The organism is Vibrio sp. KUL70 (assembly GCF_059725515.1).
On sequence record NZ_AP045834.1, the window covers coordinates 3,091,545 to 3,107,998 of the forward strand.

General features: G+C 45.1%; 14 protein-coding genes. 1 reads left to right on the plus strand and 13 read right to left on the minus strand.

Going from position 1 to position 16,454, the window contains the following annotated elements; translation table 11 throughout:
• Positions 1 to 5: 5 nt before the first annotated feature.
• The 5 genes from rsmG to AC6I7V_RS13980 all read right to left on the minus strand — a co-directional run bounded on the left by rsmG (position 6) and on the right by AC6I7V_RS13980 (position 5,108).
• On the minus strand, positions 6 to 638 hold the full coding sequence (gene rsmG, locus AC6I7V_RS13960) for a 16S rRNA (guanine(527)-N(7))-methyltransferase RsmG (protein ID WP_498011061.1): 633 nt from the start codon (positions 636 to 638) through the stop codon (positions 6 to 8).
• Entirely contained in the window at positions 638 to 2,533 is a 1,896-nt protein-coding gene (mnmG, locus tag AC6I7V_RS13965; protein ID WP_255229556.1) for a tRNA uridine-5-carboxymethylaminomethyl(34) synthesis enzyme MnmG, read from the minus strand. The genes rsmG and mnmG overlap by 1 nt, the downstream gene beginning before the upstream one ends.
• 483 nt (positions 2,534 to 3,016) lie before the next feature.
• Complete coding sequence (mioC, locus tag AC6I7V_RS13970) at positions 3,017 to 3,451, minus strand: FMN-binding protein MioC (protein ID WP_498011062.1); 435 nt, start codon at positions 3,449 to 3,451, stop codon at positions 3,017 to 3,019.
• Between the two features lie 209 nt (positions 3,452 to 3,660).
• Complete coding sequence (locus tag AC6I7V_RS13975) at positions 3,661 to 4,518, minus strand: hypothetical protein (RefSeq protein WP_498011063.1); 858 nt, start codon at positions 4,516 to 4,518, stop codon at positions 3,661 to 3,663.
• A gap of 203 nt (positions 4,519 to 4,721) precedes the next feature.
• A complete protein-coding gene (locus AC6I7V_RS13980; RefSeq protein WP_498011064.1) occupies positions 4,722 to 5,108 on the minus strand; it encodes a hypothetical protein in 387 nt (128 codons plus the stop codon).
• Positions 5,109 to 5,201: 93 nt separating this feature from the next.
• On the opposite strand from AC6I7V_RS13980, the gene AC6I7V_RS13985 reads away from it, so the two are divergent.
• On the plus strand, positions 5,202 to 5,528 hold the full coding sequence (locus AC6I7V_RS13985) for a helix-turn-helix domain-containing protein (protein ID WP_000047752.1): 327 nt from the start codon (positions 5,202 to 5,204) through the stop codon (positions 5,526 to 5,528).
• A gap of 225 nt (positions 5,529 to 5,753) precedes the next feature.
• Here the strand turns inward: AC6I7V_RS13985 and AC6I7V_RS13990 are convergent, their stop codons facing one another.
• The 8 genes from AC6I7V_RS13990 to AC6I7V_RS14025 all read right to left on the minus strand — a co-directional run bounded on the left by AC6I7V_RS13990 (position 5,754) and on the right by AC6I7V_RS14025 (position 16,394).
• Complete coding sequence (locus tag AC6I7V_RS13990; RefSeq protein WP_025768928.1) at positions 5,754 to 6,263, minus strand: hypothetical protein; 510 nt, start codon at positions 6,261 to 6,263, stop codon at positions 5,754 to 5,756.
• The gene (gene mobI / locus AC6I7V_RS13995) at positions 6,256 to 6,834 is read right to left on the minus strand and encodes a conjugative transfer protein MobI(A/C) (protein ID WP_498011065.1); all 579 of its coding nucleotides are present in this window, start codon (positions 6,832 to 6,834) and stop codon (positions 6,256 to 6,258) included. The genes AC6I7V_RS13990 and mobI overlap by 8 nt, the downstream gene beginning before the upstream one ends.
• 583 nt (positions 6,835 to 7,417) lie before the next feature.
• Entirely contained in the window at positions 7,418 to 8,443 is a 1,026-nt protein-coding gene (locus AC6I7V_RS14000; protein ID WP_238974913.1) for a virulence RhuM family protein, read from the minus strand.
• Between the two features lie 32 nt (positions 8,444 to 8,475).
• The gene (locus AC6I7V_RS14005) at positions 8,476 to 9,318 is read right to left on the minus strand and encodes a hypothetical protein (RefSeq protein WP_064489088.1); all 843 of its coding nucleotides are present in this window, start codon (positions 9,316 to 9,318) and stop codon (positions 8,476 to 8,478) included.
• Positions 9,319 to 9,320: 2 nt separating this feature from the next.
• The gene (locus tag AC6I7V_RS14010; RefSeq protein WP_138938555.1) at positions 9,321 to 9,878 is read right to left on the minus strand and encodes a KwaA family protein; all 558 of its coding nucleotides are present in this window, start codon (positions 9,876 to 9,878) and stop codon (positions 9,321 to 9,323) included.
• Positions 9,875 to 13,096: a type I restriction endonuclease subunit R gene (locus tag AC6I7V_RS14015; RefSeq protein ID WP_498011066.1), complete on the minus strand. Its 3,222-nt coding sequence runs from the start codon at positions 13,094 to 13,096 to the stop codon at positions 9,875 to 9,877. Before AC6I7V_RS14015 ends, AC6I7V_RS14010 begins: the two co-directional genes overlap by 4 nt.
• The gene (locus tag AC6I7V_RS14020; protein ID WP_498011067.1) at positions 13,096 to 14,415 is read right to left on the minus strand and encodes a restriction endonuclease subunit S domain-containing protein; all 1,320 of its coding nucleotides are present in this window, start codon (positions 14,413 to 14,415) and stop codon (positions 13,096 to 13,098) included. Before AC6I7V_RS14020 ends, AC6I7V_RS14015 begins: the two co-directional genes overlap by 1 nt.
• Positions 14,412 to 16,394, minus strand: coding sequence for a type I restriction-modification system subunit M (locus tag AC6I7V_RS14025; RefSeq protein ID WP_498011068.1), 1,983 nt, complete (start codon positions 16,392 to 16,394; stop codon positions 14,412 to 14,414). The genes AC6I7V_RS14020 and AC6I7V_RS14025 overlap by 4 nt, the downstream gene beginning before the upstream one ends.
• Positions 16,395 to 16,454: the final 60 nt, after the last annotated feature.

Sequence of the window (16,454 nt, forward strand, 5' to 3'; positions counted from 1 at the left end):
GCTGATTATCCTTGACGCGATAACGTTACTAGATGACGCTCTCCATCAAGCTCTGGAACTTGCAAAGCTTTGATGTCAGTTACTGAACACCAGCTCGGTAACTGGTCCATTTCGTCTCTAGGATGTTGTCCTTTAAGAGCCAAAAATACACCGGATTGCTCTTTAGGTAAATGATGACACCACTCAACCATGTCTGTCATTGATGCAAACGCACGACTGAGCACAGCGTCAAACTTTTCTTCTGGCTGGAACTCTTCAACGCGACTTTGAACAGGCGTCACGTTGTCGATACCCAGTTCATGTACGACTTGCTTGATAAAACGAATACGCTTTCCAAGGCTATCCAACAAGAAAAACTCACAATCAGGATTCATAATTGAGAGTGGGATACCAGGAAGGCCTGGGCCCGTACCGACATCAATAAAACGCTTGCCCTGTAAGTGAGTACTGACAATGATGCTATCTAAGATATGTTTCACCATCATGTCCATCGGGTCGCGAACCGACGTTAGGTTATACGCCTTGTTCCATTTATTAAGCAGTTCAACGTAACCAACCAGTTGGCCACGTTGTTTATCTGATACTTCTAGGTCGGTCTGGCTGATCAGGTGATCCAGTTTTTCGCGTAGTGCGCTCATTATGCTTCCTCACCTTTCTTCAGTAGGCCATGTTTCTTCAAGTAAACCAGCAGGATAGAAATTGCAGCCGGCGTAATACCTGAAATTCGAGAAGCAATACCAATCGACTCTGGCTTCGCCGTCGACAATTTAAGCACCACTTCGTTGGATAGACCTTTCACTTGGCTGTAATCAAGATCAACAGGCAGCTTGGTGTTTTCGTGGCGCAGCGATTTTTCGATCTCATCTTGCTGACGCTGAATGTAACCCTCGTATTTCACTTGGATTTCAACCTGTTCTGCAGCTTGTTGATCATCTAGAGCTGGAGCAAAACGATCCAGAGCCGTCAGTTGTGAATACGTCATTTCTGGACGACGCAGAAGATCTTCACCGCTCGCTTCACGCGACATTGGTGTTTTTAGGATCTGGTTAAGTGCATCGATGTCTTCAGATTTCGGGTTAATCCAAGTCTCTTTCAGGCGCTGACGCTCTTTTTCCATGTTCTCGATTTTCTCGTTGAAACGCGCCCAGCGCGCATCGTCAATCAAACCTAGTTCACGAGATTTCTCCGTCAAACGGATATCGGCGTTGTCTTCACGCAGTAACAGACGGTATTCAGCACGCGAAGTAAACATACGGTACGGTTCTTTAGTACCCATGGTTGATAGGTCGTCAATCAATACGCCCATGTAAGCCTGATCACGACGTGGGCTCCAACCCTCTTTGCCTTGAGTAAACAGACTTGCGTTCAAACCGGCCATCAAACCTTGCGCCGCCGCTTCTTCGTAACCCGTGGTACCGTTGATTTGACCCGCAAAGAACAGACCCTTGATAAACTTGGTCTCGTAAGTCTGTTTTAAATCACGTGGGTCAAAGAAATCGTACTCAATTGCGTAGCCTGGACGCACGATGTGTGCATTCTCGAAACCTTTCATTGAGCGAACAATCTGCACCTGAACATCGAACGGCAAACTGGTCGAGATACCATTAGGGTATAGCTCGTGCGTGGTTAGGCCTTCTGGTTCGATGAAAATCTGGTGGCTGTTCTTATCTGCGAAACGCATCACCTTATCTTCGATTGAAGGACAGTAACGTGGGCCGATACCTTCAATCACACCCGCATACATTGGGCTACGGTCTAGGTTGTTGCGAATCACTTCATGAGTAGATTCGTTAGTGTGCGTGATATAACACGGGATTTGGCGTGGCTGCTGCGCACGGTTACCCATGAATGAGAAAACAGGTGTCGGGTTGTCACCATGCTGAACCTCAAGTTCAGAGAAATCGACGCTACGAGCATCAATACGCGGTGGCGTACCCGTTTTTAGGCGATCAACACGGAAAGGAAGATCACGCAGACGCTGAGCCAAGGCGATCGATGGTGGATCACCCGCGCGACCACCGGATGAACTTTCCATACCGATGTGGATCTTACCGCCTAGGAATGTACCAACCGTTAATACCACAGCCTTGGCATGGAATTTTAGTCCCATTTGCGTCACAACACCGACGACTTGATCCTGTTCTACGATCAAATCATCCACTGACTGTTGGAACAGAGTCAGGTTTGGTGTGTTTTCTAAGGTGCTGCGAACGTACGCTTTGTACAGGGCACGGTCAGCTTGAGCGCGTGTAGCACGAACCGCTGGTCCCTTAGAAGCATTAAGAGTACGGAATTGAATACCTGCATGATCAATGGCTTGAGCCATTAATCCACCCATTGCATCGACTTCTTTTACTAAGTGTCCCTTACCAATACCACCAATCGCTGGGTTACAAGACATTTGTCCCAGGGTATCGATATTGTGAGTAAGGAGTAACGTACTTTGACCAGTACGCGCAGATGCGAGTGCGGCTTCCGTTCCTGCATGGCCGCCACCGACTACGATGACGTCAAATTTTTCGTGATAAAGCATGAACCGACCTCAGGTATTCAAACGATTTCTAGACAGATAAAAAGGAGCGATATTCTACCTGTTTTCATAGCGCGAGAAAACGTTTTTGGAATTTTTCAGGAACGCTATTTTTAATTAATATAGATAAGATCTTTAAAGAGATCTTTTATTGGATCTATTATTAGGATCGAGAGGTTCTGTGGATAACTCAAAAATGATCAACAAGATCATGGATCTTTTTTGGATCAAATGGTGTGATCTAATTTTGATCAGGATGAGGATTAGCTGGGATCAAAAAGGCTACTTATACACACCCCAAAAAGTGATCTTAAGTTGTTATTTGGATAACTATAGGTTAATCACTGTATTTCTATGATCTTATCCACAAGAAAAATGGCAATAAATGAGAAAAAAGTGCCATTTCATTGGTAAAAGTTATTCACAGCTGGTGGTTTTGGGTACAAAAAAAGCGGCGAAAGCCGCTTTTTTATCGATGATTGAGCTCTAAAACTGCTCACTATGATCGTTAAACCACTCTTCTGCAGCGTCTTCGGGTACCGGAGTCTCCAATACATCGATGGTAAAACAGTCAGAAATCGCGTGTGCGCCAAGATTTGTTAATAACTCATGGGCGGCTTGGCCTGCAGCGCAGAAGGTATCGTAGCTTGAATCACCAATCGCAATCACAGCAAAACGAACCTTATCGAGTTGAGGTGTTTGCTCGGTCAGATCGGCAATGAATGGCTTGATATTGTCTGGGAATTCACCTGCACCATGGGTTGATGTCACGATCAACCAAGTATCTTGCTGCGGGATCGATGCATACTCAGGTTGATTGTGGAGCGTGATCGTCTGACCTTGTTCTTCGAGGAGATCATTTAAGTGATCACCAACGTATTCAGCCCCGCCGAGCGTGCTGCCCGTAATAATGTGGATCATGGATATTTCCTCATAAAAAGGGCGAGCCATGCTCACCCTAGTTTTTATTTACCGATACAGAAAGTGAAGTTTCCCATAATAGCTGGCCTCGCGCGACGTCTTGGGGACCGATTGGGGACCAAATTGCAATTTATGGTCAAATTCTTACTTCCCAAGATGACTTCCATCATAGATCAGGATGGGAAAAGTGGGAATGGTGGGAAACCGGATCAGCTTTCACTATCTTTCTCTTCAGCAACGACAAACAAGAGAGGTTTTCCACTCTCTAGCAGGTAAGGTGCGATTATCGTTTCCTTACCAAAGTGAATCTTCCCTTTTGCTATATAAATGAAGATCCAATCGGGCAACTTACTACTAATAGCAGCATAAAGTGCATCAGAAGGGATGTTACTATTCTTGCCTGGCGAAATTCTAAATCTCTGGTAGTAGACGTGATGGTTGGATTCAAATGCAAAACTTTCCTGTCCATCGTTGACGAAAGGCGGTGACATCGTTCTTCTCGGTTCGAAAACTTCTGCGGTGATATAGCATAGGTCCTGGTTTGTCATACCAGCTTGGTATTTTGGACATTGGTAGTCTGCACTATGAAAGTAGAACTCTATCTTTTGTTCTGAATTGCCATTCGTGCGCTCATAGTTAATAGATTGTTCTTGAAGCACGGTTTCGATGGCTGCGTTGAAGTGGTAGAGCAACTTTTGCTGTGCATCTCGAGCGAATGTCGCTTCTTGTATAGGCATCCAAGCAATAATGCTGTTTCGCGAAGCGGTATCAGGCTGTTCCAGCAATGACGTTAGCAAACCAAGGCCTAGTCCTTCACTTAACTCAAGTCCCGCACCTACTGAAGACGTGAGCAACAATGTATTTCCTGCGGCAGCTTTCGCGAGCTTAAATGCCTCAAAGTCTCTCATTGGAATGACTTTGTCTTCTGTTTGGTAGAGCCCACCTGCATGAGCAATGTTATGAGCACGTCTGTGGCTGTTGTCATATTGGATAGGAGTTGATGTAGAGGCACATCCAGTGAGCAAAATGAGTAACGATAACTGAGTGAACCTAGCCTTCGATTTCATGAGAAATTTCCTTTTCAAAACAATTTGATTTTGCAGTTATTTATCGGTTGATCACCAAGTTGACTCATTGTGGATAAGCAGGAGATATCTTTTGATCATTAAACTCATCAGTTATTGTTCGGGGGGCTTTGCTATGGATCGTGGATCATTTTGTTATTACGATCCTTCCCAGTAGGAGCGAAAGTGATCATCACCTAGCCATATCAATCATTCTTCCAGCCATAAGCATTACCTGCGATATCAAAGTGCCTGTTCTTCATCAACAAACCTGTACTTGGGTTGATGCGGCGAGGCGTTCGCTTGGTGCAATACGAGTCATTGAGCGGAATGTTCTGTTGGTGCAAATGCCAGACATGAATAAAGAAATAGGTGAGGGCGGCGGCAGTGGCGAATAGCCAGTTTATATAAAAGAGTACAAACCAAAATAACAACGCGATGTACTTATTTGTGTGGATAACAACCAAAGGCTTATGTAGCCAAATAACGCTTGGGAAGGCCATCAACATCACTCCCCAGCTTTGATATACAGTCACTAACGCACCAAGACAAAAAACGCAAAAAAATAGTGCGAACTTTTTTAGTGTTTTCATCTTAGTCTCCATTTTGTACTTAGTTTTCCTAAGTATACAGGTATAATTAAAACTTAGAAAATCTAAGCATCGTAGGTTGATGATGATTCTCACTTGTCTAAAACAAATCCATTTCCACAGCGCCTTAAACAGGCAAGAAATCGCGTTGGTATCAGCCAGAGGGAGCTTGGTATCCGTTTGGGTATGGACCCAAGTTCAGCGAGTGGCCGTATGAATCATTATGAAAAAGGGCGTCATATGCCCGATATCGGTACGCTACAAAAGCTTGCTCAGGAGCTTGGTGTGCCTGTTGCGTTTTTCTTCTCTGACTCTGATAGTTCAGCTGAGCTGGCTTGCCTAATAGAACAGCTTAATGAAAAGGAAAAACAAGCACTCATCACTCAGCTCAAGCAAGAGTTGGATAAGTCAGATAACGCTTAGTTCTACTTCTCCCGCCCTGCGTACCAGAAGACGCCACCTACAGCCGCTACCGTCAATAGTAAGCCGCACAACCATATCCAAAGTTCCATAAGACCTCCTCGATCATTTGTTTATCTTTAGCTTAGCTTTCCTAAGTGTCTACTACCTAAATTTTACCACCGATTTTGAAAATGCAAGCTCAAGCGGAAAAGCTCCATGCCGAGAGGAATGGAGCAAGCAAATACATTAAGTATTATATTTTTCTATGGCTTTGGTGAGATCTTTAACTGCTTTAGTTAGTGTGCTCATGCGGATGACTCGCTGATCGAGCTTTTCTAACTCATCGAGCAAATGCAAATACAGCGGGATCTCCCAGCTCATTGCGTTTGAAAAACGTCGCAAAACGGCATCGGATACTTCTTTTTCTTCGAGTTCTTTTTTTGGATAGCGATAAAGAATGAGGCGATACCAAGTGATCTTCGGTAAACCTTTTGAATTTTTCACTTTGAATGTATATCGCATAGGGTGCTCTACATCGTACTCAGTTGCTAAAGCTTTGCTCAACTCCTCTAATCGACCTTTAAGGTCTTTGGCCGCAACCATTAGCTTCTTAGACTCATCGGTGACATAAATAGGTAAGTCTTTGATTAATGCTGGCAGCGGTGATTGTTCTGGCAGTGCAATATCAAAATCTGACAGGTCTAACTCTCCGCAATAGTTTGTGATGCCAACATTTGGCGTGGTTTTCTTAGCCATTCTGCTTCTCCATTTTTTGAAAGTGTTCACGAAGCTTGTGAAGTCGTTTTGTACAGATTTGCGCTTTTTGTTTGATGGTGAGGATTTCATGCCGCACTTCGCGGATCAGTGCGAAGGCATCTTCTGTGTACTCAATAAGATCGGATTCCCATTCCGCGTTGGCTTTTGAAAAGCGGCCAGGTGGGTAACGAAAGCCTTTGCCTTTGGCTAAATGCTTTGAGCGAACACGCTGTTCTTTGTTGTTTCGCAGTGACATTTGATTAGCACTGAGATACCAGTTGTAGTACCAAGCTGCTTCAAAGCGATGGTTGCGAACACGAACACGGCAGCCGTAGCGGCCTGGTGAAGTGTCCTTATAGGCTCGATGGATTCGCCAAAACTGGTTAGCGTAGCAACTGGCTAAAAACTCAAGTAGATAGGGCTCCTGCATTGCAAAGTTCTCGATATCAGCAAGGGCTTTTAGTGATTGGCAAAGCGCTAGTTCAAAGCACTCTTGTTCACTTTCGGGGTGTCGCTGCTGGGCTCGTTGATGCCATTGATAGGCGGCGGAATGTTCATTTAATACAGTCATAGTGGCTCCTTGTTTGTTTTGCTCAAGGTAGCGCAAACGTACTGTTACTTACGCATCTGAAATTGCCCTTTTGGGGTGCGTAATTTTCCTCGTGTCCCACCGCTCACTGGCAAGCATGGCAGCGATTCCTCTCCTGGGACCTATCCTTGTGCTTTCCAGATACCTATCTTTGTGGGACGTAGCTAAGGATTATTTTCGTCGCTTTATTGTTTTGGCGGGGATGTAGGGAATAATAGTCCAATCATTGTGGGACCTGAACGTCCATTATTTCTTCTGATGGGATTGTGACGGTAAATTTCTAGATTATTGTGGGATGTGGCCTGTTTTGTAGAACTTGCAGGCTGATGAACTTTTAGATGTTAAAACCCATAGGATTTATTGAACGCAGCGCCAGTAAGTTGAGCTGATAAAGGTCATAAGGTCGTTTTAAGGTTGCTTTTCGATACGCTAATTTTATGAGACAGCCAGTTGAAACCTCAAAGTGGTTTTTAGATGGTGTTTTGGCAGGATAAATGACAGACCTGAGAACGATGGTACCGACATTGATGTCGGTACCATGGCTGGTTCAACTTAGTTAGTCGCGTTATTTGTCTTTTTTGAGTATTGCCTTGAGGGCTGCAATATTAGCAAGTGCACCTTCGGATTCTTTTAAACGGCGGCGTTGCTCAGCAAAGCGATCAAACTCCAATTTCGCCTTATTATCAGCATCCTTTTTGGAGATTTTTCCCGCTCCGCTTAATACGTCCCGATCATTAAAACTTAGAAACTGGTCTAGCTTATCGGCCCAGTCCTGTAGGAATACCTGCTTGCGGCGAAGCGCCTGATCTTCAGCAAAATCGAGCCACATATTGACGATGCGATTGAGTTCTTTAATCTCATCTTCGCGCAGGTAGTTTTTGGCAATGGTAACATCTGTTTTGCGTACTTCGTCACCTTTGAAACTGGTTAATCCCATATCTGGCTTACTGGCATCCACACGGCTAGCAATCAGCTCAGCAGCCGTCATGTGCGTACAGGCATAATGCAGCTTGTTCTGAATGGTTTGAAAGAAGCGATTAGTTTCTTGGTTGGATGGCTCGTAATCGGCTGCCATGGTAAAGATTTCTTTGACTCGCAGATAAACACGACGCTCACTGGCTCGAATGTCGCGAATGCGTTCGAGCATCTCGTCAAAGTAGTCAGGAACCGCAGAATGGCCAACGGGCGGGTTTTTCAGACGCTCGTCATCCATTGCGAAGCCTTTGATCAGATACTCTTCCAAGGTTTGTGTTGCCCATTGGCGGAATTGAGTACCACGGCTTGAACGGACGCGGTAACCAACAGCTAATACTAGTGGTAAGCTAAAGTATTGAACGTTGTATGACTTACCATCAGCCGCAGTTGTTCGGTATAACCGAACAACTGAATTTTCGTCCAATTCACCTTCAGCAAAGATATTTTTAATATGCTCGCTAATAGTCGCCTTTGCCTTACCATAGAGCTCTCCAATCATTGCTTGTGAAAGCCACAAGGTATCTGACTCAAAGCGGCACTCTACGCGAGTTCTACCATCGGCACTGGTAAACAGGACAAATTCACCATGCGGAGCTTGTGGGGTGTTTTTGGTCATTGAGTCAACCTTCTTACGTTACTTATAAGGGGCTATTTTTTATCCATAGCGGTTACAGAGTTAGCGAGCCTTTTTTCTTTGCCAAATGGGGTCGTATAAAAGCGTTGTTCAATGCCATAAAGCAGTAACTTCAACTCATCGTCATTAGATATTTCAAACTTCTGATTTTCTTTATCGAATTTAAGTTTCTGTTCACCGCAGTAACCGTCGATATAATCAAGCATGTTGGCTTTATCATCAGCAGACATAGCATCAAGTGTTGCCATAGCAAGGCCAATACGTTTTCTATTGGGTTTTGAGACGCTATCTACGTTGTAGTCGTTACCGAGCTCTATAAACTGTGCATCTAAAAACTGCTCAACCTCTTCTTTTGTTGCTTCTTTGTATAACTCATCAATGCCTTTAAAAATGCTCGATATTGTTGCCAGATTTTTGAATATCAAGGTATCTGCCGCTTTAAAGTACAGAGCATCTGGTAAAGCGTTTATCACTAAACGTGTTTGGCTTTTCTCTATCTCTGCTACTTCACCAAAAACGAGCGTTTTGCGTTTTACAAATAGGCTTGGAGTGATTTTTTGAAAATAAAAATCATTACCTTGAACTGCAAATAAGTAGGCAATCTTTGAGAAGTTATCTTTGGTTAAATCATCGTAGTCTTTTGAATCATAGTCTTTTTTTAGTAGCTCAATACAAAACTCTTTTTGACTAAAGCCTTCAATTTTAAACCATGAATCTTCATCAAGGTTATGATCTGGGTTGTAAGGAACACACGCATTTAAGTCGACTGCGACTCCGTCAAAAAGAGATTGATCAGAAACCAATTTGAAAATGCGTTTTTTTGCTCTAGTTTTTATATGTGCCAGTACATGGTCCATCATTATCCTCGCTCGATAAATGTGTAATTATTGATTCGATAAGCCAATGGTATTTGGATGTCATCTGGCTTCTTGTAGCGCTCTCGGCTAATCAGAAAAATGGCTGTTCCGTTTTTGGTTGTAATGTTATAAAACTCATAACCAAATAGTAAAAACAATGGATTAAAATAGAGTGCTTGCGATAAGAGAGTAAAAACAAACAAAACTCCATAAACAAACCACAAGGTTTCCCAGTTACCAATGCTCAATGCAACAAAAAAGTAACCTAAATAACTTGGCAGGAAGCTGTTATTGGCATGCTCAATACTTGCTATTTCACCCGCTTTAAACTCGTCTCTCCCCAAGTATTTACTCAGCCAAATACTCAATCCAGTCGATAAAACTGGGATAAGAAAATAGAGTAAATATGATACTGCGTTCGGAAGTGCTGCTATCCAATCGAAGCAAGCTAAATCACCAAAGAAATATCCGAGTGAGTACCCTTTTTGTACTGCAAAGATAATCACTAGTAGTGATGTTGCATTGAAAGTAAGTAATACTCGAAACGCAGTATTCATCATTTCGCCTCCACCTGTTCTGTACCTTGCTTCATCATGTCAAAAATTAGCTCAACATAACTTGCCATTACCTGTGGGTCTTTGAGTAGCGTTCGGGCGATATCACCTTCTTTGAGCAGAGCTTGTACAACGGCTTGCTTCACCGCTTGAGGCAAGTCGCCTTTGAGGGCTATCGACTTGTCGTGCTTTTCTACCTGCTCAACCACAATCGGGTTTTCCGTTACACGGGTTATCGTACCGTTGGCAAAGTTTCGGCGGCCTGGCTCATCGCCGACATCACCAAAGAGTTCGTTTAGGCGGCGAATGATATCGGCAAGAAATGCCTGTTCACGGTCGGTTGGGTCGTTGTAGTTGGGCCGGATAGGCTCAAGTACCTGATTAATCGCTTCTGGAGTCGGCTCTTTGTCATACTTAATTTTGAACTTTTCTAGCACCAGTGCACTGAGGTCGATGTTTTCTGGTGTTACCCCTTTCAATCTACGCGAAAGCAAATGGGCAAACGCGGCAAAGTTTTCCAGTTCAGGATCACCAAACTCAATCAATTGCGCCATATAGCTGTAGTGCTTCACAAATCGAGCCAAATCTGACTTAAAACGCATCAGAGCTTCACGCTGCTTGGTGAACTCACTGCGTTGCGACTCTGCATAGTTCGCTGCTTTCTCATCGCCAGCAAGGTGCGCTTTGTTGTATTGCTGATCCCAATGGTTTGCGGCATCAACCAGCTCTTTCAGCTTAACGTTGAACACATCGGTAGGGCATTGTGTGGCAGCAAGCAGCTTTTTGTGCGCGTGTGACTTTTTGTCGGGTGCTTGGCCGAGAATCGATTTACCGCGTGCTTGCTTAAACAACTCTAAATCTTGATGGTTGTAGATGCTTTGCTCATCCAGAATCTCTTTGATGTCATAGATGACGTTTACATCTTGCACTTCGTTGAGTTGTGCGCCTTTGTCGTACTTTTTGAACGCATTGAGAATGGTCTGCGGCTCATTAGCAAAATCAATCACGTAAGTGGTGTCTTTGCCTGGGTAGGTGCGGTTTAAGCGGGACAGGGTTTGTACCGCTTCTACATCTGAGATCTTCTTATCCAAATACATGGCAACCAGTTTGGGTTGGTTAAAGCCTGTTTGGAACTTGTTGGCGACTAGCATGACGCGATATTCGGTTTTCTCGAACTCGTGGCGCAGATCAGCCCCATGTGTGTCGGGATTTAAGTTGTACTCTGTGTACTCTTTGTCGAAATCAATCCCCAGTGGGTCTTGGTTGTCTTCATCACCCAAGTCTTTACCGGGTACTTTGCCTGAGAAGGCAACCAAGGCTTGAATACCCTCGATACCATGCTTTTTGATGTACTTATCAAAGGCAAGCTTGTATTTCACCGCCTGCGGCCTGCCAGATGTGACCACCATGGCTTTGGCTTCACCTTCCAGAAGGTGAGCGATATTGGCTTTGAAGTGCTCAATAATGAATTCGACTTTTTGGCTGACAGTGGTTGGGTGCAGTGACATCCAACGAGCCAAAGCGCGACGGGCTTGTTTGCTGTCTACGCGCTTCTCATCCAGATTGTTCTCACCAATTTTGTAAGCCGTATCGTAGTGGGTGTAATTCTCCAGCACATCGAGAATAAAGCCCTCATCAATGGCCTGACGTTGGGTGTAGAGGTGGAACGATTCTGGTTTGTTTTCATCTGACACTGGCTGGCTAGGGTCTTTCGGGCGACCAAACAGCATCTTAGTGCTGTGCTTGGGTGTTGCTGTAAAAGCAAAGTGCGAGACGTTCTTGGGCATGGCACGCGCTTCTTGCACCTTAGTAAGAATGTCCTCAATACTCATTTGCTCCAACTCTTGAGGGCTCAGGTTTAGCGTAAGCGCTGCGCGTAAACCTTTGGCGGTAGAGCCAGTTTGCGAGGTATGAGCCTCATCAATGATCACCGCAAAGTTACTTTGCGCCAAAGATTGATTGGTCAGAATTGCCTCTAATGCATATGGGAAGGTTTGAATCGTCACCACAATGATCGGCGTGCCTGTTAGCAGTGCTTCTGTCAGCTGTTTTGATTTCGACTCGCTACTCTTTTCGCGGTCAATCGCCTTGATCACCCCATATTGATGATCTAGCTGCTGCACCGCATCTTGCAACTGCGAATCCAGCACGGTGCGGTCGGTCACAATGATCACGGATTTAAAGACCGCTTTACCATCGGTGCTGCGTAAACGAATCAAATCATGGGCTGTCCATGCGATGGTGGAGGTTTTGCCTGAGCCAGCGCTGTGCTCGCAAAGATACTGCATGCCTGCACCGTTCTGGCGGGCATCGTCAATCATCTTGTTTACCGCATCAAGCTGATGGTAACGGGGGAAAATCTGCGTCTCTTTACGCGCAGCCTTGCCATTGCTATCGGCGACTTCTTTGGTTTCGACATACACGAAGCTGTAGAAGATACGCAGCCAGTTATCTTTTTGGGCGATTTCTTGCCAGAAATAGCTGACCGGATACTCTCCATCTTCACCGGGCAAGTTGATATGCACGGGCAAATCAGAGCTAGAGCCATCATGGCCTTTATTGAAGGGCAGAAAATAGGTATTTTCTCCCGCCAGTTTGGTCGCCATGGCAATTTCAGTATCTGACATAGCAAAGTGCACCACAGCACCGCGTTTAAAGGTTAACAGCGGCTCTTTGCGCTTGGTTTTTGGGTCAATGGGCAAACGGTCTTGCTTGTACTGCGCTATCGCTGATTCTATCGACTGAGTGAAATCGGTTTTTAGCTCGGCGGTGGCAACGGGTAGGCCGTTGATAAAGAACACCAAGTCAATTTCCCACTCGCGGGTCGGGCAATATTTCAGTTGGCGCACCACGCGCAAAATGTTGTGCTCATAACGGGCAATACGCTCTTCATTACGCGCATCTTCGGGTTTGCGCTGGCCCATGGCAATGGTGCCGCAGCCTGCAATGGTAAAGCCTTTACGCAACACATTAATGGTGCCACCTGTTTTACTGGCAAGTGCTTTTTCTAAGCGCTCCAGTAGCACCTGCTCGGCATTCGCACCATGCAGTTTATTCAGTTTGTGCCAGGCATCAGGTTGGGTGGCCTTTACCCAATCCATAACATCTTGCGGGTAAATAGCGCGCTGCTGGTCATAGTGGCTGGAATGGCCTTCTTTCCAGCCATTGCTCACCAACTGCTCGGTAATATATTGTTCAAAATGCACTTCATGATGTGCTGCCATTACACCGTCTCCCTGACGTCGATTTTCCCTGTTACTGCTGCGCTGATAAGGGAAGTCTTACGTTCTTTTAAAAGAGCAATAGAGTTATTTGTTTCAATAATTAAATCTTCAATTTTTGAACTTACTGACTTTATGTGAGAAGTAATCGCTTCCTGCTCAGTTTTTGGTGGTTTAGGAATAAGTAGTTTTTTAATATTTGCTTGCGATAGGTTGTTTGCTAAGCCTTCAGCACCGCCAATAGCAAGCTCAATTTGGCGTCGCAATGGAAATGAGCCTAAAGCAATTGCTACGAACTCAGCGTCCACGTCTTCTTTGCAATGTAGCCGGAATAACTTATCTGAGAGCATTAGTCGTTCTCTTGTCGCGTAGACATAAGCCGCAGAGCCTATTAACTCTCTTGAACCACTGGCTCGAGACATTATGAGATCGCCAACCTTTACTTCGATTTCTGGTCTTGGAGATAGTGTTTCAGGAAGCTCTTTATTTTCATCTTGACTGTAAACACCCCCATTAACTGCACCAGACTTTAGCACTCCCCATCTTTCGTTTTTGGCTGGGGTAGCTAAACACTCAGGGCTCCAGCCTTGTTCGATTGAATCAATAAGGCGTTTTAGTTGCACGACACTCCAATGCTTCGGCACTTGCCCAATCCACTCGATACCAGAATCCTGCATCTCCACATTGGGGTTAAGCCCCTTAGTGACCACATGGCTGATCAGCGCTTGGCGTTTTTCTTTGAGCAGCTTAATAAAGGTCTGCTTTTCCTCGATCAGACTGTCGATGCGCTGGGTTTCGCGGTCGAGGAACTTTTCAATCGCTTGTTGCGTTAATTCAGGTGGCAATAAAATAGGCAAGCGCTTTAATTCGTCATATTTAAGAGATTGACGCATGCCTGCCCCAAGGTTGTAAAAAACCTTGCTTTCATCATATGCTCGCATCAAATAATGAAGATATCTTGGCCTAATCGCGTTTGGGGTGACCGCAACGTATGCCGACGTGATAATGCCTCGTTCCATACATTGGGCAGAGCGAAGACTGCGCTTATCATTCTGTAAATCCGTTAGTCTAAAAATAATGTCATTTTCATTAACTATCTGATAAGTCTCGAATGATGCAGGTAGAAGCCCACCTTTTGTATCAATACTTTTTCGCTTAATACGGCCAAAGCTCAACGATAAAAGGTTATCTTCTATCATGCCCTTATTTGACAGTTTTGATTCAGAGGCAACAGTGTAGAAAGGAACTGATTTCCAATCCGCAGGTACAGCCTCAACCCACTTAATATCGCTACCAACATAGTTTGGATAAGGTGTGATCATTCAGCCACCTCATTGAGTAGTGCCTGAATGCGTACTTCACATGCCTTTAGCTCACTGTCAATTACACTCAACTCACGTGGCGACACGTACTGATAGAAATAGCGGTTAAAGTTAATTTCATAACCGACAATGCCCACTTCGCCATCTTTTTCATCACGTACTGAGTGATCGATAAAGGCATCCTGTACATGTGGCAGCACCTCTTGTGTAAAGTAATCTTCAACATCACGATCAAAGGGAATGCTTTCGGTGTCTTTGAGTTTTGGATCAGCAATTTTTTGGCCTTTTTCATCCAGTGCTGGCTCGAATTGCGGATCTATCAACATAAAGTGCGTAGTTAAGGCCGTAGCCAGTGCCTTCGGGCACTTACCAAAGTCACCTTTATTGTGATTGTGTTTCGCTGCCAAACGCGCCCATTCATATGGCCGGAGGCCAAGGTTATCAGTGAGGTGTTGCATCCAAGCAGTTTGTTGTTCTGGTTTGAGCTTTTGGAACGCTGCTAAGCTTTTCAGCCGAGCGATACCATCCTCAGTGATGTTGAGTTTGGCGCGCAGCGGACGTTGAATGGTCACTTTTCGGTAGGCAAAGTCAGTAGTGTGAAAGAGCTTACAGTAGTCACTAGCTTCAAAGCCATCGTAAGCACGCACAATATCGTCAATCTGTTCATCGCTGAGGTACTTGCGCTTATCTCCTTGCTTTTTACGCATGGGCGTCCAGATACCCGCCAAGTTAATCAGTTGTACTTGGTTCTTGCGTCTTGGCTCTTTATGGTTAGACAAAATCCAGATGTAGGTACCTATTTCGGTGTTGAAGAACATATCGGTTGGCAGTGCAACAATCGCTTCTACCAAGTCTTGTTCGAGCAGCCAGCGGCGGATTTCTGATGGGCCTGAGCCTGCGTCGCCAGTAAATAATGGTGAGCCAGAAAGTACAATGCCCACACGGCCACCACCATTTTCCGGTGTTTCCATTTTTGATACCAAGTGCAGCAAGAACAGCATGGAGCCATCAGAGATACCCGGCAGACCAGGCCCAAAACGCCCTGCGTATTTGAGCTGTTTGTGCTCACGTTCCACTTCTTTTTTAGCTTTTTCCCACTTAATGCCAAATGGCGGGTTGGCTAGGCCGTAGTGGAACTTGTCGGCACGTAATTGATCGTCTGATAGGGTATTACCTTGCTTGATGTTGTTGGCATCAAAGCCACGGATCATCATATTCGTCAGCGCCATGGCATGAGTCGCGGGGTCGAGCTCTTGACCAAAAGGCACCACTTTGGCGCTGCTGCCCATCTCTTCAATTTGGCTAATAGCATCGGAAAGGAAGCCGCCCGTGCCACAGGTTGGGTCATAGATGGTGCGGATCACGCCCTTTTCACTAAAGATATCTTCATCTGCCGCCAGTACCAGTTTGGTGGCAAGACGCACGGCATCGCGTGGGGTCATAAATTCCCCCGCCTTTTCATTAACCGAGCTGGCGAACTTGAAAATCAGCTCTTCATAGGCATCTGACAATACGCGATCAGACACCACATCAGGATGTAGGTCGAGATTGGCAAAGTAGCTCACCATGCGGTAGAGCAGCTTGGCTTTTTCCAGGTCTTCTATGGTTTGACCAAATTTGAACTCATCAAAGATGGTACGAACGTTTTTGCTGAACTGGCTGATGTAGTGTTCTAGGTTGTCGCCTGTATCTGAAGCGCCTAAGGTTTCGAGGCTGTATTCACTGGTGTTGTAAAAGGCGAATCCCGCGACTTCTGGCAACACTAAACCAAGGTCAATGCCCGATTGTTTCTCGGCCAGATAGAACTTGCGCACTTCCTCACGGGTGGGGTCCAACACGCATTCAATACGACGCAGTAGCAAAAAGGGCAGGATGATTCGTGCAAAGTCGGTGTGTTTGAAATCACCCCATAGGTCGTCTGCCATACGCCAAATAGCACTGGAGAGTTTGGCGCTTTGTTCTTTGTCTTGTAAGTTCATTGATACTGCCTAAATATAGTTAAATCGTTAAAAATCAGTGTTTTTTTTGGTTGTTTTTTT